This window comes from Rhizobium sp. X9, assembly GCF_018873185.1.
Taxonomy (GTDB): domain Bacteria; phylum Pseudomonadota; class Alphaproteobacteria; order Rhizobiales; family Rhizobiaceae; genus Agrobacterium; species Agrobacterium oryzihabitans.
This window is the reverse complement of sequence record NZ_CP071311.1, coordinates 101,653-118,321: the sequence shown is the minus strand read 5'-3', so window position 1 is coordinate 118,321 and position 16,669 is coordinate 101,653. Positions and strand designations below refer to the sequence as shown.

Sequence of the window (16,669 nt, the reverse complement as noted above, 5' to 3'; positions counted from 1 at the left end):
GTTTGGCAGGAAGGGCAAGAGCCGTCAGATGACGCCCATGCACCAGGCAATGATGGACTTCTGCGCATGCAGGCGGTTTTCCGCCTCATCGAAGACGACCGACTGCGGCCCGTCGATCACGCCATCAGTCACTTCCTCGCCACGATGTGCCGGCAGGCAATGCATGAACAGCGCGTCTTTATCAGCCTTCGCCATCAGGGCTTCATTGACCTGATAGGGCTGGAAAATATTGTGGCCGCGCGCCTTGTGCTCCTGGTTCATCGACACCCAGGTATCGGTAACGACGCAATCCGCTCCCGCCACTGCCTTATCGGCATCGTGGTACAGCGCGATCTCGCCGCCATTGTTGCGCGCCCAGTTCAAGAACTTGTCATGCGGTTCGGACCCCATCGGCACCGCCATCGCCATGCGATAGCCAAAACGGGCGGAGCCTTCCACGAAGGAATGCAGCACATTGTTGCCGTCGCCCGTCCAGGCAATGGTCTTGCCCTTGACCGGGCCGCGATGTTCCTCGAACGTCAATATATCCGCCATGATCTGGCAGGGATGGGTGTCGTCCGTTAGACCGTTGATGACCGGCACAGTGGCGTGTTCAGCAAGCTCGAGCAGGCGCGAATGATCTGTCGTGCGGATCATGATGGCGTCGACATAACGCGACAGCACCTTGGCCGTATCGCCAATCGTTTCGGCGCGGCCCAGCTGCATTTCCGTGCCCGACAGGAAAAGGGTCTCGCCGCCGAGCTGGCGCATGCCGACATCGAAGGAGACGCGGGTGCGGGTGGACGGCTTTTCAAAGATCATCGCCAGCATCTTGCCGGCAAGCGGCTTTGCCGCCGTGCCGGTTTTGGTGGCAATCTTGCGCGTGCGCGCATCATCAAGAATTGTCCGCAAGTCCTCCGACCCGACGGCCGAGAGGTCCAGAAAATGTTTTGGTGAAACCATGCTGATCTGTCCCATGCTTGCGAGCCCCTGAACAGAGGCCCGCCCTTGATTTACTCAGGCGATTTTCGCCTGTTTCGCTGTCAGGGAGGCGGCGGCCGCGTCGACACGCGCAAGACCCTCGCGGGCCTCTTCCGCCGTGGTGACGAGCGGCGGCAGAAGGCGGATGACATTGTCGCCCGCAGGCACGCCAAGCAGATGTTCGGCGCGCATGGCCTGCAGCAGATCGCCCGAAGGAACCTTCGCCTTGATGCCCAGAAGCAGGCCTTCGCCGCGGATTTCCTCGATCACGTCAGGATAACGATCCTTGAGCGAGGCGAGGCCCTGGCGGAAAACCAACGCGACATCACGGACCTTTTCGAGAAAACCGTCGGCTAGAACGACATCCAGCACGGCATTGCCGACCGCCATGGCCAGCGGATTGCCGCCATAGGTGGTGCCGTGTACGCCCGCCGTCATGCCGGAAGCAGCATCCGCTGTTGCAAGGCATGCGCCGAGCGGGAAACCGCCGCCAATACCCTTGGCGACTGCCATGATATCGGGCGCAACACCGGTCTGCTCATAGGCAAAGAGTTTGCCCGTGCGGCCGACGCCCGTCTGGACCTCATCGAAAATCAGGAGCAGGCCGTGCTCGTCGCACAGACCACGCAGGAGTTGCAGGAATTCCTTGCTGGGCGCGCGGATACCGCCCTCGCCCTGGATGGGCTCGATCAGAAGTGCGGCCGTCTCGGCCGTGATGGCTGCCTTCAGGGCATCGACATCGCCGAACGGCACCTGATCGAAACCTTCGACCTTGGGACCGAAACCTTCGAGATATTTCTGCTGGCCGCCGGCGGCGATCGTCGCAAGCGTGCGGCCATGGAACGCGCCTTCGAACGTGACGATACGGAACTTTTCCGGATGGCCTTTCGAATAGTGATAACGGCGCGCGGTCTTTATTGCACATTCCAGTGCTTCCGCGCCGGAATTGGTGAAGAACACCTTGTCTGCGAAAGTCGCTTCCGTCAGGCGCCTGGCGAGTTTTTCCTGTCCCGGCACTTCATAGAGGTTCGAGACGTGCCAGACCTTCTCGGCCTGCGTCTTGATCGCATCCACAAGGTGCGGATGGGCATGGCCCAGTGAGTTGACGGCGACACCGGCCGCAAAATCGAGATATCGTTCGCCGCTTTCCGTGAACAGCCAGACGCCCTCACCGCGCTCAAAGCGCAGGGGGGCTCTGGAAAACGTATCAAACAATGGCGCGGCGGCTTCGGCCATGGCTGTATCACTCCTTGCGCAGATGCGCTGTCAACGGTTGTCAATAGGCTTCAAGGGTTATCCCTCGCCTGAAAATCAAAAATGCCGCCTCGCGGCGGCAGGGGCACTATTGTCACTTCGTTTGCCGATGTCAACAAAAGTCCGCGTTTCCCGGGCTTCTCAAGCCCTAGTAGGTGGCGGCCGGCGAGCCCCAAGGTGTTGCCTTTCAGACTCAACTCGCCAGCAAGTTGGGGAAAACCGGAAAATCGATTCCAGATGATTCCCCCGACTCTTGCCACGGAGTCTGCGTGGCACTAGGTTAATCGCTAATTACTAGACTGCATTGCGGCGGAACTAGTCACCAAAAATCCGGCGGAAACCACGCTTGCGGCACGCCCGCGAGACGGAGAGGGATTCTGCCGAAAATACACGCGACAAGCGGAGAAGCGGCATGAACTGGACAGACGAGCGAGTCGAAAAACTCAAGAAATTGTGGTCCGAAGGGCTTAGCGCCAGCCAGATAGCAGCGCAGCTGGGCGGTGTCAGCCGCAATGCCGTAATCGGCAAGGTCCATCGTCTCAACCTGCCGGGGCGCGTCAAGGCTGGCGGTCCGGTCACTTCGGCACGTTCCGCGCCCAAGCGCACCGCTGCACCTGCTCCGCGCACGACGACTTTCGCAGGCCGCGTCAACGCAGCCCCGGCGCGGGTTCTCACCCGTTCGAACGCGGCAACGGCGCTGCACGAGGAGATCGACATCGAGACCGCACAGGTTCTCGATTACGTTCCTTCCAAAAACGTTGTCACGCCGATTTCCCGTCGCCTGACGCTGACGGAACTGACCGAGCGCACCTGCAAGTGGCCGGTTGGCGATCCGCTGAAGGACGACTTCCATTTCTGCGGTTGTGAAGCGCTGGAATCTTCGCCCTATTGCAAGTTCCATGCGAAACTCGCCTACCAGCCGGTGAGCGAGCGCCGTAAGGCTTGAGTGTTGCGGCACGCATTTCAACACTCAAAATTACGGGCCTTCGGGCCCGTTTTTTTATGACGAAAAACAGGCCGGCTCCGCGGTCAGCTTGATGACAGCGCGCCGAACCCTTGCCACTCCCTCGTGATTGGGCGTCACCCTTCGATTTTGGTTTCAACTGGCTGCCGATCCTCCGTCAAGACGGAGAATGGCATCGAGTTTTGTGGATGTTGATATAGAAAAAGCCCGAAACCGTTTCCGATTTCGGGCCTGCTTTTTTGCGGCACCATGTTGCCAGCGAAACTATCGGCTCCGCTTCGCTCAGGCTTCCATCGAATATCCGGCACCACGCACGGTGCGGATAACATCCTGCATGTGCGAAAAATTCAGAGCCTTGCGCAGACGGCCGACATGCACATCGACAGTGCGCTCATCGACATAGATATCGTGACCCCAGACGCCATCCAGCAATTGCGAGCGGGAAAACACCCGGCCCGGCGATGTCATCAGGAACTCCAGCAGGCGGAATTCCGTCGGGCCGAGGCGAACTTCGCGGCTTTTGCGGTGAACGCGATGGGTTTCGCGATCGAGTTCGATATCGCCGCATTTCAGCACCGATGACAGAACCTCGGGCCGGGCCCGGCGCAGCATGGCCTTGACGCGGGCCATGAGTTCCGGCGTCGAAAACGGCTTGACGACATAATCATCGGCACCGGTGGCAAGACCGCGAACCCGCTCACTTTCCTCTCCGCGCGCCGTCAGCATGATGATGGGCAGGCGTTCGGTTTCCGGCCGCATTCTCAATCGCCTGCAGAGTTCGATACCGGACACACCGGGCAGCATCCAATCCAGGATGAGAAGATCCGGAATACGCTCCTGCAGCCTGATTTCCGCCTCGTCGCCACGGGGTATCGTGTCGACGTCGTATCCCTCAGCCTCGAGATTGTAACGAAGCAGGACGCTCAACGCTTCCTCGTCTTCCACAACTGCAATCTTGGGCACCATATATTGAACTCCGCAAGCTTCTGCTTGTCTGTTACTCGGTCACCGAACCGAGGGTGTTGGAACTGTCGTCCTTCGGACGCTCGCCCTCCGGCTGGCTGCCGGTGGTCATGTAATAGATCGTCTCGGCAATATTCGTGGCGTGGTCGCCGATGCGCTCGATGTTCTTGGCGCAGAACAGAAGATGCGTGCAGGTGGTGATGTTGCGCGGATCTTCCATCATGTAGGTCAGAAGCTCCCGGAAGAGCGACGTGTACATCGCGTCGATTTCCTCGTCGCGCTCGCGAATGGCATTGGCCTTCTCGGCGGAACGGGTGGAATAGACGTCGAGGACTTCCTTGAGCTGCACCAGCGCCAGCTCCGACAGATGTTCGATGCCGCGGGCGAGCTTGCGCGGCACGCCGGTTCCGGCAACCGCGATGACGCGCTTTGCGGTGTTCTTGCCGAGATCGCCGACGCGTTCCAGATCGGCGGCGATGCGCAGGGTGCCGATGATCTCGCGAAGGTCGGCCGCCACAGGTTGGCGTCTGGCGATGGTGACGATGGCCTTGTCGCCGATTTCGCGTTCGGCATGGTCGAGAATTGTATCGTCGGAAATGACCTTCTGCGCGAGTGCCGCATCGGAATTGACGAGGGCACGCACGGCGTCGCCGCACATCTGCTCGGCAAGACCGCCCATTTCGGCGATGCGGCGCGTCAGAAACTTCAATTCGTCGTCATAGGCGGACAGGATATGCGAATGGGTCGTTGTCTGTGTCACGGTCTAGTCCTCCGGCTTGGCCTGCATGCGCGTACCCGGAAGCGGGCACGGCAGAGGCACCAGTCTTGTTCGGTTTCGAGAAAGCGCCGGCCGGGGATCAGCCGAAGCGGCCCATGATGTAATCCTGCGTGCGCTGGTCGTCCGGATTGGTGAACATCTTGTCCGTTTCATTTTCTTCGACAAGATGACCAAGATGGAACATGGCCGTACGCTGCGAAACACGCGCCGCCTGCTGCATGGAGTGCGTGACGATGACGATCGTGTAGTTGGTGCGCAGTTCGTGGATCAGTTCCTCGACCTTTGCGGTCGCGATCGGATCGAGCGCCGAGCAGGGTTCGTCCATCAGGATGACTTCCGGGCTGACGGCAACCGCGCGCGCGATGCACAGACGCTGCTGCTGACCACCGGAGAGACCCGTGCCGGACTCCAGCAGGCGATCCTTCACCTCGTTCCAGAGACCCGCCTTCTGCAGGCTCTGCTCGACGATCTGGTCCATATCCGCCTTGTTGCGGGCGAGACCATGGATGCGCGGGCCGTAGGCGATGTTTTCATAGATGGTCTTGGGAAACGGGTTCGGCTTCTGGAACACCATGCCGACGCGGGCGCGCAATTCGACGACGTCGATCGCCTGATCGTAGATATCGTCCGTGTCGAGCGTGATCTTGCCGGTGACCCGGCAACCGTCGATCGTGTCGTTCATGCGGTTCAAGGTGCGCAGGAAAGTGGATTTACCGCAACCGGACGGGCCGATAAGCGCAGTCACCGTGTTTTCACGGACGTTGAGGTTCACGTCGTAAAGCGCGCGCTTTTCGCCGTAATAAACCGAAACGTCCTTGCCGATCATCTTGTATGAGACTTCATTCATTTTCTTGTCCAGCGCCTTTTCAACTGCTGCTTCCGACAACATGTTCATTGCTCTAGCTCCCTCTACCAGCGCCGCTCAAAGCGGCGACGCAACAGGATTGCGCCAACATTCATGACGATGAGGAACAGAAGCAGGATGATGATAGCGCCAGATGTCCTCTCGACAAAGGCGCGTTCGGCTTCGTTCGCCCACATGTAAATCTGCACCGGCAGAGCCGTGGACGGATCCATTGGCGTTGTCGGATAATTCGCAACGAATGCCACCATGCCGATCAGAAGCAGCGGCGCCGTTTCGCCCAATGCGTGGGCGAGGCCGATGATGGTGCCGGTCAGAATGCCGGGCATGGCGAGCGGCAGGACGTGGTGGAAGATCGTCTGCATCTTGGATGCGCCCAGACCGAGTGCGGCAGCGCGGATCGACGGCGGCACGGCCTTCAATGCGGCACGGGTCGCGATGATGATCGTCGGCAGCGTCATCAGCGTCAGGACAAGGCCGCCAACCAGAGAGGCGGAGCGCGGAAAGCCCATGAAGTTGATGAAAACGGAAAGGCCGAGCAGACCGTAGACGATCGAAGGAACTGCCGCCAGATTGTTGATGTTCACCTCGATGAGATCCGTCAGGCGGTTCTTAGGGGCAAATTCTTCAAGATAGATGGAGGCTGCGACGCCGATCGGCAGCGACAGCACAAGCACGATCAGCATCATGTAAAAGGAGCCGATCAGCGCCACGCCGACACCCGCCGCTTCCGGACGGCTCGAATTGCCGTTGACGAAGATGCCGGTATTGAAATGCTTGCCGAGCTGGCCGCTTTCGGCGAGCTGGTTCATCCAGCCGAGCTGCTGGTTCGAGATACGGCGGTTGGCTTCATCCACCGTCATGTCCACCTGGCCCTTGAAGGCACTGTCGACATCACCAGACGCCAGAAGCGTGACGGTGCGCGTGGTGCCGATAATGGCCGGATCGGCAACGACGATATCGCGCAGCTGTGTGCGAACGCTGTCCGAGATCATGGTGTTGACGGCGCGAAGACCGGCACGGTCCGTCGGCGCAACGCCAAGAACCTTGGCGACGGCATCGCGAGCGAGGACGGGATAATTGGCCGTCATCAGCTTGGCAGGATTTGCGGCCCGCTCATTCTTCGGATCGATGATCAGTTCGGAAAACTCGACCGGAACGGTGATCATCGTCTGCTGGAAGGCGGTGTAACCCTTGGAGACGACCGACCAGAGCAGCAGGAAGAGGAACAGGAGGCCAAAGGAAATCGCTGCCATGCCATAGGCACGGAAACGGCGTTCGGCGGCGTAGCGGCGCTTGATGCCGATATCACGACGTGCGGCCTTGTTGGTGCCGGCAGCGCCGGCTGCGGGAGAAACGATGTCGGTCATTCATATTGCTCCCGGTATTTGCGCACGATGTAAAGCGCGTAGATATTCAGGCAAAGCGTGATGGCAAAAAGCGTGATGCCCAGCGCGAAGGCAACCAGCGTTTGCGGCGAGGTGAATTCAAGGTCGCCGGTCAGCTGACTGACGATCTTGACCGTTACGGTGGTCATCGGTTCGAAGGGGTTGAGTTGCAGGCGGGCGGCAACGCCGGCCGCGAGAACCACGATCATGGTTTCGCCGATCGCACGCGATGCCGTCATCAGCACGGCGCCGACGATGCCGGGAAGAGCGGCGGGAACGATGACCTTCTTGATGGTTTCAGACCGCGTGGCGCCGAGACCGAGCGAACCGTCACGCAGAGAGCGCGGCACGGCGGTGATGATGTCATCCGACAGCGACGAGACATAGGGGATCAGCATGATGCCCATGACGAAGCCGGCGGTGATGACGCTCTGCGCCTGGATGAAGTTGGCGTAATTACCCGTCGCCAGACCGTTGATCTGCGTGGAAATGTCTCTGAGGAACGGACCAACCGTCGTCAGCGCGAAGAAGCCGTAGACGATGGTGGGAATGCCGGCGAGCACCTCGAGCAGCGGCTTTGCCACGGAGCGAAGGCGTGGCGAGGCGTATTCCGACATGTAGATCGCCGAAAACAGGCCGACCGGGACCGCCACCAGCATGGCGACGAAACCGATGTAAAGCGTGCCGGCGAGCAGCGGGATCAGGCCGAACTGGCCGGACGAGTCCGTTGCACCCGCCGCCGCGAAACGCGGATCCCATACCGTTCCGAAGAAGAACTGGTGTGCCGGAACCATGGTGAAGAACTGGATGGCTTCCGTCAGCATCGACAGGACGATGCCGATGGTCGTCAGAATGGCAATGGAGGAGGCAACGAGCAGGGCCGCGAGAATGACCTTCTCGACCCTGTTGCGCGCCCGGAAGCGCGGAGCGATCGAACGCAGCGCATAAGCTGCACCGCCGAAAGCGGCCAGCAGCACGATTGCGATCATCGCAATACGGCTGGTGGACGTCATCGCGTTCAGCGTCTGGGCGGCATCGACCATGTAGCGCTCGGGATCGCCGGCGATGGCAACGCCCTTCGACGCCAGAAGCGGCCGCACTGTGGCGGCATCCGCATCAACCTGCGCCGTTTCCTCCGCCGTCAGCCGCTGCAGACCTCGGGCGATCGACGTTACCATACCATATGTCAGGCTCTGCTGCGCTTCGGATTGAGCGCGCACATCTTCAGGAAATTCAGCGCGCACGGAAGACGTAATGATCAGCGGGCTGATGACAAGCCAGGCGCAGAGAATGAGCGCCGCGGGCAGCACCGCCCAGACCACCGCGTAGGAACCGTGATAACCGGCACGGGAATGCATGGTGGCGGGGCGCCCGCCAGACAGGGCAACGGCACGGCGGCTGCCGAGCAGATAGCTGCCGATGCCGATCAGCGCCAGTATCAGCAAAAGGATCGATGTGTTCATTAGAGTTCCCTCGGCGTGCCCCAAGAGCACGATGCGATATCGGGCAAATCAAAAAGTCATCAAAACGAGACTGCTGGACCATCCAGAAATGCTTGCCGCCTGACTGTATCAAAGTCCGGCAAGCGTCAAGGTTGATACATCCTATCCATCTGTAATCGATCAACAATTATGTGGACGACGATGAATTGGAACTGTCAACCGGAGACCGTCGCCGAGGCGGAAAGGCAGCGGAGTGGAATGAGGGGCGCGGCAGGCCGCACCCCTCTTTCTGTATTACATCGAAGCGCCGGCAGCGAACTTGGCGCGGATTTCTTCGCGTTCTTTGTCCGGAGCGGCAACGAGGCCGTAGTTGGCGAGCGGGGAATCCGGGCCGATCATTTCGTCAGAAACGAAGAACTCGACATATTCCTTGAGGCCCGGGATAACGCCCAGGTGAGCCTTCTTCACGTAGAAGAACAGCGGGCGAGAAACCGGGTACTTGCCGCTGGCAACGGTTTCGGTGGACGGAACAACGCCCGAAACAGTCGCAACCTTCAGACGGTCAGCATTGTTTTCATAGAATGCGAGGCCGAAAACGCCGAGGCCGGTCTTGTTGGCATCGATACGGGCAAGCGTCTCGGTGTAGTCGCCGTCGATGTCGACTGCGGCGCCGTCCTTACGGACTGCGATGCACTTTGCAGCAGCCTGCTTGGCATCGGGAACCAGCGTCTTGATGGCGTCGGTGGCGCCTGCTTCCTTGCAGCCGTCAGCCATGATCTTCTCTTCGAAGACTTCGCGCGTGCCGTGCTTGGAACCCGGGATGTAAGCAGCGATTGCTACATCAGGAAGTTCCTTGTTGACTTCCGACCACTTCTTGTAGGGGTTGGCAACGAGCTTGCCGTCCTTGACGACTTCAGCGGCGAGAGCGAGGTAGAGATCCTTCGGCTCAAGCTTGATGTCCTTGTTGGATGCGTCCATTGCGAAGACGATACCGTCGTAACCGATCTTCACTTCCTGAACGTCGGCAACGCCAGCAGCCTTACAGGCGGCCAGTTCGTCGGCCTTGATCTTGCGCGAAGCGTTGGCGATGTCGATGGTGCCTTCACCAACGCCGGAGCAGAACGCCTTCAGACCGCCGCCCGTGCCGCCGGACTCAACAACCGGAGCCTTAAAGTTCGGGAAGGTTTCAGCAAAGGTCTCGGCAACGATCTTGGCATAGGGCAGAACAGTGGAAGAACCGGCAACCTGAATCTGGTCGCGAGCAGCGGCGGCGCCAGCGAAGGCGACAGAAGCCACCAGAGCTGCTGCGGAAAATTTTACGATGTTCATTTGTCTCTCCCGTCGTGGGCTTGTTTGTGGACGCAGCCGATTGCGGCAATCGCTCTTAGCATGCGCTCGGCGACCTTTTCTTAACCACCGTAGCCACATCCTTTTATGTCACTTCGGTGAAAGATTTGTGACAATCTAAATTACTGATTTTGCTTATAGAATTTTTCGAAATTAAAGGCCTTATGCCTTTTATGTTAAAATCTGACGGTAAAGTCCGTGCCGTTGCCCAGTTCCGATTTAATGATGAGGCGGGCGCGGTGGCGGGTGAGGATGTGCTTGACGATGGCAAGCCCCAGGCCCGTTCCCTTTTTGGACCGGCTGTCGGCGACGCTGACGCGATAGAACCGCTCCGTCAGGCGCGGCACATGTTCGGCTGGAATGCCCGGGCCCTTGTCGATGACGCTCACCTCCACCGGCTTGCCGGGTTCGGCGCGCAGCCAGACATCCACGACCTTGCCTTCCTGCCCATATTTGCAAGCATTTTCAACGAGGTTCTGGAATACCTGCACCAGCTCGTCACGATCGCCCTGCACTTCCGCCGGCCGGTCGGGCAGATGCAGGATGATATCGACATCGAGCTCGTCGGCGAGCGGCAGCAGCGCATCGCGCACATGGCCGATGACGGGCACGAGATCGACCTTCTGGTCCGGAGCGATATTCGCCCGCAATTCCAGCCTTGAAAGCGACATGAGGTCGTCCACCAGCCTGCTCATGCGGGTTGCCTGATCCAGCATGATGGCGAGGAACCGTTCCTGCGCTTTCGGATCGTTGCGCGCCGGCCCCTGCATTGTCTCGATGAAACCGCGAAGGGAGGCGAGCGGCGTGCGCAATTCATGGCTGGCATTGGCGACGAAGTCGCTGCGCATACGGTCGATGCGGCGAAGCTCTGAAACGTCGCGGAACGACAGGATGTAGAATGGCGGTCCCGCAACTTCCCCCGCATCGGCACGGGCGATACGGACGATGAAGACCCGCTCGGATGGAAACCGCTCGGAATGCTCGACCTGGTTGGGCTGGCCGGTGGTGATGGTTTCGCGAATGACATCCAGCAGACCCGGCGAACGCAGCCGGGCGGAAATATGCGCGCCGGCCGGAAGCTGGCCGAAGGCGCGCTCCGCTGCGCCGTTCTGATACAGCACGCTGGCATTCTTATCGAGGATGAAGACCGGCGTATCCAGGACGGCAAGGCCCGCGCGGACGCCGGAAATGACGTTTTCACCGGGCACTTCCGGCTCATCCGTTTCTACAGCCGCGTTTTCGTCCCTCGCACCCGCCGACCTTTCCCGAACGGCCAGAATGGCGATGATGGCGCAGAGCCACAGGACAGCGGGCATATAGGGTGTGTGAAGCTCCGAGACGGCCACGACGGCAAGCATGCTGACGACCAGAACGGGCAACCAGTTTCGGCGAAGCTTTTTTGCCAAAAGCCTTAATCCGCTATCGCCTTCCATGACTGCCATTTCAGCCCACTTTCCACTTCCACCTGACAGCGCACCGAAACCTCATAGGCCAGCTTCATGACAGAGATTCATCGCCGCGCATTTTCCACAACGTATATGCGCAAAATAGGTGCCGCAATCGCTTGCGCCGTCGCACCCAGGCCAACCCACCCTCTTTCACTTGAATTCTGCCGGTGGATATGAACTCATTGGCGGCGAGTTGCCTTTACACAACAACAGCCGGAGGAAAATATGGACGCGGAAACGAAGAAGCGCTCGGTGGAGCTGACCATTGGCGGCAAGCTGCGCAGCTTCGATATAGACGATCCGGTTCTTCCCGACTGGGTGGAGGAAAACAAGCTTTCCGCCGGTGATTTTCCTTACGACAAAAAGATGAAGCGCGAGGAATACGACGCCGCCCTCGAAGCGCTGCAGGTGGAGCTGGTCAAGGTGCAGTTCTGGCTGCAGGCAACCGGCAAACGGGTGATGGCCGTCTTCGAGGGGCGCGATGCGGCCGGCAAGGGCGGCGCGATCTTTGCGGCCCGCGCTTATCTCAACCCCCGTTATGCCCGTGTCGTGGCGCTGACCAAACCAACGGAAACCGAGCGTGGGCAATGGTATTTCCAGCGTTATATCTCGCATTTTCCGACAGCCGGCGAATTCGTTCTATTTGACCGTTCCTGGTACAACCGCGCCGGGGTGGAGCCGGTCATGGGTTTTTGCACCCCGGAAGAGCACAAGCGCTTCCTCAAGGAAACACCGCGCCTCGAAAAGATGCTGGTCCACGAGGACGTTCACCTGTTCAAGTTCTGGCTCGATATCGGCCGCGAAACGCAGATCGAGCGTTTTCACGATCGTCGCCACAGCCCGCTGAAATGCTGGAAGCTTTCCGACATGGATATAGCCGCATTGACGAAATGGGATGACTATACAGACAAGCGTGACGAGATGCTGGAAAAGACCCACACCGACGCCGCCCCGTGGACGGTGGTGCGGGCCAACGACAAACGCCGGGCGCGGGTGAACCTTATCCGCCACATTCTCAATGCGCTCGACTATGACGGCAAGGACAAGAAGGCGATCGGCGAGATCGATGGCAAGATTTTGGGATCAGGACCCGGATTTCTCAAATAAGATCGGACACGGTGACAAGCGCCCCGAGGCGGCGGCGCTTGTCTCTCTTCTGACTGGCTTCTTACTGGCCGGGCAAAATGCGCACGGAGTAAAGATTGACCGGGCGGCTGTCGCCGTCGATGTCGCTGTTGATGAAGACCTTGCCTGGCGCATTGGGGGCGAGCGAGCGCTCGAAGGTGGCATTCAGCAGCATATCAGCACGCTCGGCCGTGGCCGTGAAGCGGTGGCGCGAGCAATCGCCGAGGGTGGCGAAATCGCAGGCGACGGAAACCTGCGTCTGCCGGTCGCTGGATGATTGCAGCGTGATCGATATGGTTGAGGACTTGCCCGCCATATCCCGCATCACCTCCACGGGAACCTCGATGCTGACCGCGCCATCTTGCGAGACGCTTCTCGACGTCATCTTTATCGCCTTGCCGGCGGGTGTGGCGATATTTTCGACAGTCGCGCGCGGGCCTGCCGATATTCCGGAACTGCCACGCTCCGCATTGAATATCTCGACCCAGTCATCGGAAAAACCACGGCCGGCGGACAGGCTCGGCGCGGGCTCAGCCCCATTGAAGTCCTCTGCCTGCACTTGGGCCGGCGGGTTGGGCACGCTGGTATCGCGCTGCTCCGGCGAGAGCAGCAGGCCGGAGGAATAGACCCACCAGGCACCGAAACCGATAAAGGCCAGAAGCGTCACATATATGAAAAGCCGGGCAAAGAGGCCGCGGCGCTTGCGGCGGCCAACGGCACCTTCCGGACGAAAGGCGAGCGAGGCATCGCCTGCGCTAGAGCCCCGCTTCGTCGGTTTTGCACTGCGCCGACCGGCATTCAGGCTCTCCGCAGCAACGGGAGCGCCCGGCCGCACGTCGCGCGTTTCGCCGCGCAATTCCGGTTCGATAGCCATCTCGCCGTGGTGCTGAGGTTGCGAAACGGGATCGACTGAAGGCTCATCATGGGCCGCACTTTCCGGCAGAGGCGGCCGCAATTGCTGCTCCACCCTGTCCAGAAGACGGTTGCGCTCTTCATTCTCGATGACGTGGATCAGGCCTTCCAGCCGCTGGCGCTGCTGGGCGACAACCTGCGGATCGTCTATGCCCTGCTTGCGCAGACCCGCTTCCAGCGCCTGACGGGATGATTGGTAAATCCGTGCACGAACTTCGGCGTTCGATCTGTCCGATTTTTCCAGAGCATTTCTGATTGCCGTTTCCAGTCCGCTCACGACCGATCCTTGTTCTAGTGCGCCTTGCAAAAAATATGCGGCGTTGCGCCATACATTCACGATTCGGTAACGGCTATGCCGCGCCTCCGCAAGCACCGTTTGTTATAAAGACCGGATTGCTTTGGGGAAAATCAATCCATTGTGGCGCTGCGAACGCAGATTTGAGAGCCCGGCACCGCGCTGTTTTCGCTTTCAATCCGCCGCCGAACGCGATAATGACTTACGTGCGCGTAAACGTAAATCCATGGGAGGAGACATGCTACCGTCCGTGCTGAAAGACAATCTGCGTCTTCCGGTCATAGCGTCACCGCTATTCATTATTTCGCATCCGCAATTGACGCTGGCCCAATGCAAGGCGGGCGTTATCGGCGCTTTTCCGGCCCTGAATGCGCGGCCTGAAAGCCAGCTGGATGAATGGCTGGCAATGATCACCGAGGAGCTGGCCGCCCACAACAAGGCCAACCCCGATCGCCCGGCCGCTCCCTTCGCGGTCAATCAGATCGTGCATATGTCCAACCGGCGGCTGGAACACGATCTCGGCCTCTGCGTCAAATACAAGGTGCCGGTGGTGATTTCCTCGCTCGGTGCGGTACCGGAGGTGAATGCGGCAGTACATTCCTACGGCGGTATCGTGCTGCATGACGTCATCAACGATCGCCACGCCCGCTCCGCCATCCGCAAGGGTGCGGACGGGCTGATCGCGGTGGCAACGGGTGCAGGCGGACATGCAGGCACGCTTTCGCCCTTCGCGCTCGTTCAGGAAATCCGCGAATGGTTCGATGGCCCCCTGCTGCTCGCCGGCGCCATCGCCAATGGCGGCTCCATCCTTGCCACACAGGCCATGGGCGCGGATATGGCTTATATCGGTTCCCCTTTCATCGCGACGCAGGAGGCCCGCGCCTCCGATGGTTACAAGCAGGCGATCGTGGAAGCGCAAGCCAAGGACATCGTCTATTCGAATTATTTCACGGGCGTGCACGGCAACTACCTGAAAAGCTCGATCGTCGCCTCCGGCATGGACCCGGACAACCTGCCCGAAGCCGACCCTTCGAAAATGGATTTTGAAACCGCCACTGGCGGTGCAAAGGCCTGGAAGGATATCTGGGGCGCAGGCCAGGGCATCGGCGCGGTCAAGTCCATCGAGCCGGTGGCAAATCTCGTCGATCGTCTGGCCAATGAATATGAGGACGCCAAAAAGCGCATATGCGGCAAAGCCTGAGGCCGCAGGTAAACAATGGACAGGCAAAGCTTTTTGCGGAATTTTCAAAACCTGCACATTCAAGGCTTGAAATCCATCGGCATTGCCTGTATCAGCCCGCCATGAAGCTGATCCGTAACAAACGGGTCACAATCGGGCCGCTTTAGCTCAGTTGGTAGAGCACGTCATTCGTAATGACGGGGTCACGTGTTCGAGTCACGTAAGCGGCACCATTTTATCTCCCTAAATGACAATTTATACCTCAAGCGGATTTCAGCCGGCGCTGTCGGCTTGTCTGCCGTTATCAGGCGGCCTTCGATCGCAGATGCATTTGAAACCAAACGCTCCGCCACACGTTGACCGGCAAGTTATGGTCAAAAGGAAAGCCTGTTATCGTGGATGTCATTCGTATTCTTATCGCCATCATTCTTCCCCCGGTCGGCGTGTTCCTTCAGGTTGGACTTGGCCTGCATTTCTGGCTGAATATTCTCCTGACGCTGTGCGGCTACGTGCCGGGCATCATTCACGCCATCTGGGTGATCTTGCGCAGGTAACGGTCATGGCAATTGTCTGTGCGCGGCGTCACGGCCGCGCACAAAGGGACGTCCGCAATATTTTAGTACGTGATTAAATTCTTTCGGAGCTGGAACCTCGTCTTCTCCCTCACGTTATGGTGATGACACCAGCCAAGGAGAAAATCATGAACCAGATCATCTACATCGTCGGCCTCGTCGTTATCGTTCTGGCGATCCTGTCGTTTTTCGGCTTCCGCTGATCACCGTTGTCAATTCGATCGCTTGCGCTTATCCTAAGCGGCAGTAACACACGACTGCGTTCATGGGTTGCTCCGCTGTCGAGTGTATTTCGGGATCGCGTTGCTCTGGGAGGTGCACGATGAAGAACGAGAGATGGACAGAACCTGTCGAGGTCAATCTCGAGGCGAACGGCAAGAGTGTCGTCGCCGGCCCCTTTGAGGCCCTGATATTATTGACCGAAGGCTGGCCTAATAAAATACGCGGATTGAGTTTCGTGAGAGCCAGAAGCGCCTGTCGCGCCGCCCTTGATGGACGAAAGTCACCCGAGGAAGCCCGCAAGTGCTTTACCGATGCGGTTTCAGAGATGCAGAAAAATCCGCATTGACGTGCGGCCACGCGAAAAACGGCTCCTGCACGGGAGCCGTTTTTGTATGCGGCATTTCCGGGACTGAAGGAAACCGGAAATGCCTGCTCTATGGTGCTACCAAGCCTTACATCCAGTAGGGCGCGACGCCGTAATAGTCGTAGACCTTGCGGTCCTTGGCGTTCAGCAGGTCGTCGTCATCAAGATTGGCGAAGTGCGGCGCGTTTTCGATCTCTTCCTTGGTGAGATCGATGCGATAGCCGTCCAGCTCGTCGTCGTAATGAAGCTTTTCCCACGGCAGCGGATAATAGTCATCGCCGATGCCCAGAAAGCCGCCGAAGCTCAATACCGCATAGGCGACACGGCCGCCACGCTTCTCCAGAATGATGCGCTGGATCGAGCCGATGTGTTTGCTATCCGCGCCATAAACGCGCGTTCCTTCAACCTTGTCGCTGGCGATAAGGCTCGGCGTGTCCTTGACATAGGGGTCCTGTCCGGCACGGGGTTCCTGATGCAACATGACATCTTCCTCCTTGGTTTTCCTCGTAAATGGTACGTCTGGTAAACCACCGCAGGGACAATTCGTTCCGAAGCTTTTTAAGCCCCGAAACAGGAATTTTTTCGCATAAACA

16 protein-coding genes and 1 tRNA gene are annotated in these 16,669 nt (G+C 59.2%); 6 read left to right on the top strand and 11 right to left on the bottom strand.

The window, feature by feature from the left end; all coding sequences use genetic code 11:
• Nucleotides 1-24: 24 nt before the first annotated feature.
• Together argF and JZY08_RS00540 are read right to left on the bottom strand one after the other, a co-directional pair.
• Nucleotides 25-942, bottom strand: coding sequence for an ornithine carbamoyltransferase (argF, locus tag JZY08_RS00545; RefSeq protein ID WP_035241990.1), 918 nt, complete (start codon nucleotides 940-942; stop codon nucleotides 25-27).
• Between the two features lie 54 nt (nucleotides 943-996).
• A complete protein-coding gene (locus JZY08_RS00540) occupies nucleotides 997-2,196 on the bottom strand; it encodes an aspartate aminotransferase family protein (RefSeq protein WP_216330632.1) in 1,200 nt (399 codons plus the stop codon).
• A 430-nt stretch (nucleotides 2,197-2,626) separates the two neighbouring features.
• Between JZY08_RS00540 and JZY08_RS00535 the strand changes: the two genes are divergently transcribed.
• The gene (locus JZY08_RS00535) at nucleotides 2,627-3,160 is read left to right on the top strand and encodes a GcrA family cell cycle regulator (protein ID WP_035241558.1); all 534 of its coding nucleotides are present in this window, start codon (nucleotides 2,627-2,629) and stop codon (nucleotides 3,158-3,160) included.
• 300 nt (nucleotides 3,161-3,460) lie between these two features.
• Here JZY08_RS00535 and phoB read toward each other — a convergent pair whose 3' ends face one another.
• The 7 genes from phoB to phoR form a co-directional block, all read right to left on the bottom strand.
• A complete protein-coding gene (gene phoB / locus JZY08_RS00530; RefSeq protein ID WP_003493692.1) occupies nucleotides 3,461-4,144 on the bottom strand; it encodes a phosphate regulon transcriptional regulator PhoB in 684 nt (227 codons plus the stop codon).
• A gap of 31 nt (nucleotides 4,145-4,175) precedes the next feature.
• Nucleotides 4,176-4,901 carry a phosphate signaling complex protein PhoU gene (phoU, locus tag JZY08_RS00525; RefSeq protein ID WP_003493688.1) on the bottom strand — a complete coding sequence of 242 codons (726 nt, stop codon included), beginning with the start codon at nucleotides 4,899-4,901 and terminating at the stop codon, nucleotides 4,176-4,178.
• Between the two features lie 97 nt (nucleotides 4,902-4,998).
• A complete protein-coding gene (gene pstB, locus JZY08_RS00520; RefSeq protein ID WP_003493686.1) occupies nucleotides 4,999-5,814 on the bottom strand; it encodes a phosphate ABC transporter ATP-binding protein PstB in 816 nt (271 codons plus the stop codon).
• Nucleotides 5,815-5,828: 14 nt separating this feature from the next.
• Nucleotides 5,829-7,151, bottom strand: a complete 1,323-nt coding sequence (gene pstA, locus JZY08_RS00515) for a phosphate ABC transporter permease PstA (RefSeq protein ID WP_003493684.1) — start codon at nucleotides 7,149-7,151, stop codon at nucleotides 5,829-5,831.
• Nucleotides 7,148-8,632 (bottom strand): phosphate ABC transporter permease subunit PstC, encoded by a 1,485-nt coding sequence (pstC, locus tag JZY08_RS00510; RefSeq protein WP_216330631.1) that lies wholly within the window; start codon nucleotides 8,630-8,632, stop codon nucleotides 7,148-7,150. Before pstC ends, pstA begins: the two co-directional genes overlap by 4 nt.
• A gap of 273 nt (nucleotides 8,633-8,905) precedes the next feature.
• Nucleotides 8,906-9,940: a substrate-binding domain-containing protein gene (locus tag JZY08_RS00505; RefSeq protein WP_216330630.1), complete on the bottom strand. Its 1,035-nt coding sequence runs from the start codon at nucleotides 9,938-9,940 to the stop codon at nucleotides 8,906-8,908.
• A gap of 194 nt (nucleotides 9,941-10,134) precedes the next feature.
• Nucleotides 10,135-11,400: a phosphate regulon sensor histidine kinase PhoR gene (phoR, locus tag JZY08_RS00500; protein ID WP_082183664.1), complete on the bottom strand. Its 1,266-nt coding sequence runs from the start codon at nucleotides 11,398-11,400 to the stop codon at nucleotides 10,135-10,137.
• A 231-nt stretch (nucleotides 11,401-11,631) separates the two neighbouring features.
• Here phoR and ppk2 point away from each other — a divergent pair, with 231 nt between their 5' ends.
• Nucleotides 11,632-12,513: a polyphosphate kinase 2 gene (ppk2, locus tag JZY08_RS00495; protein WP_137037046.1), complete on the top strand. Its 882-nt coding sequence runs from the start codon at nucleotides 11,632-11,634 to the stop codon at nucleotides 12,511-12,513.
• A 61-nt stretch (nucleotides 12,514-12,574) separates the two neighbouring features.
• On the opposite strand, the gene JZY08_RS00490 is transcribed toward ppk2, so the two are convergent.
• On the bottom strand, nucleotides 12,575-13,720 hold the full coding sequence (locus JZY08_RS00490) for a hypothetical protein (RefSeq protein WP_137037045.1): 1,146 nt from the start codon (nucleotides 13,718-13,720) through the stop codon (nucleotides 12,575-12,577).
• A gap of 256 nt (nucleotides 13,721-13,976) precedes the next feature.
• Here JZY08_RS00490 and JZY08_RS00485 point away from each other — a divergent pair, with 256 nt between their 5' ends.
• The 4 genes from JZY08_RS00485 (at nucleotide 13,977) to JZY08_RS00470 (ending at nucleotide 16,058) form a co-directional block, all read left to right on the top strand.
• Entirely contained in the window at nucleotides 13,977-14,939 is a 963-nt protein-coding gene (locus tag JZY08_RS00485) for a nitronate monooxygenase family protein (protein ID WP_216330629.1), read from the top strand.
• A gap of 136 nt (nucleotides 14,940-15,075) precedes the next feature.
• A tRNA-Thr gene (locus tag JZY08_RS00480) sits at nucleotides 15,076-15,151 on the top strand.
• A gap of 162 nt (nucleotides 15,152-15,313) precedes the next feature.
• The gene (locus tag JZY08_RS00475) at nucleotides 15,314-15,472 is read left to right on the top strand and encodes a YqaE/Pmp3 family membrane protein (RefSeq protein ID WP_020811433.1); all 159 of its coding nucleotides are present in this window, start codon (nucleotides 15,314-15,316) and stop codon (nucleotides 15,470-15,472) included.
• Nucleotides 15,473-15,812: 340 nt separating this feature from the next.
• Entirely contained in the window at nucleotides 15,813-16,058 is a 246-nt protein-coding gene (locus tag JZY08_RS00470) for a DUF982 domain-containing protein (RefSeq protein WP_082183658.1), read from the top strand.
• A 106-nt stretch (nucleotides 16,059-16,164) separates the two neighbouring features.
• Here JZY08_RS00470 and JZY08_RS00465 read toward each other — a convergent pair whose 3' ends face one another.
• Entirely contained in the window at nucleotides 16,165-16,557 is a 393-nt protein-coding gene (locus JZY08_RS00465; RefSeq protein WP_216330628.1) for a PRC-barrel domain-containing protein, read from the bottom strand.
• Nucleotides 16,558-16,669: the final 112 nt, after the last annotated feature.

Bases quoted from the DNA above. Each gene is read 5' to 3' on its own strand.
- pstC (WP_216330631.1), bottom strand. From the start codon at position 8,632: ATGAACACATCGATCCTTTTGCTGATACTGGCGCTGATCGGCATCGGC.
- argF (WP_035241990.1), bottom strand. From the start codon at position 942: ATGGTTTCACCAAAACATTTTCTGGACCTCTCGGCCGTCGGGTCGGAG.
- JZY08_RS00540 (WP_216330632.1), bottom strand. From the start codon at position 2,196: ATGGCCGAAGCCGCCGCGCCATTGTTTGATACGTTTTCCAGAGCCCCC.
- phoR (WP_082183664.1), bottom strand. From the start codon at position 11,400: ATGGCAGTCATGGAAGGCGATAGCGGATTAAGGCTTTTGGCAAAAAAG.
- JZY08_RS00470 (WP_082183658.1), top strand. From the start codon at position 15,813: ATGAAGAACGAGAGATGGACAGAACCTGTCGAGGTCAATCTCGAGGCG.
- phoB (WP_003493692.1), bottom strand. From the start codon at position 4,144: ATGGTGCCCAAGATTGCAGTTGTGGAAGACGAGGAAGCGTTGAGCGTC.
- pstB (WP_003493686.1), bottom strand. From the start codon at position 5,814: ATGAACATGTTGTCGGAAGCAGCAGTTGAAAAGGCGCTGGACAAGAAA.
- JZY08_RS00485 (WP_216330629.1), top strand. From the start codon at position 13,977: ATGCTACCGTCCGTGCTGAAAGACAATCTGCGTCTTCCGGTCATAGCG.
- ppk2 (WP_137037046.1), top strand. From the start codon at position 11,632: ATGGACGCGGAAACGAAGAAGCGCTCGGTGGAGCTGACCATTGGCGGC.
- JZY08_RS00465 (WP_216330628.1), bottom strand. From the start codon at position 16,557: ATGTTGCATCAGGAACCCCGTGCCGGACAGGACCCCTATGTCAAGGAC.
- JZY08_RS00535 (WP_035241558.1), top strand. From the start codon at position 2,627: ATGAACTGGACAGACGAGCGAGTCGAAAAACTCAAGAAATTGTGGTCC.
- pstA (WP_003493684.1), bottom strand. From the start codon at position 7,151: ATGACCGACATCGTTTCTCCCGCAGCCGGCGCTGCCGGCACCAACAAG.
- JZY08_RS00505 (WP_216330630.1), bottom strand. From the start codon at position 9,940: ATGAACATCGTAAAATTTTCCGCAGCAGCTCTGGTGGCTTCTGTCGCC.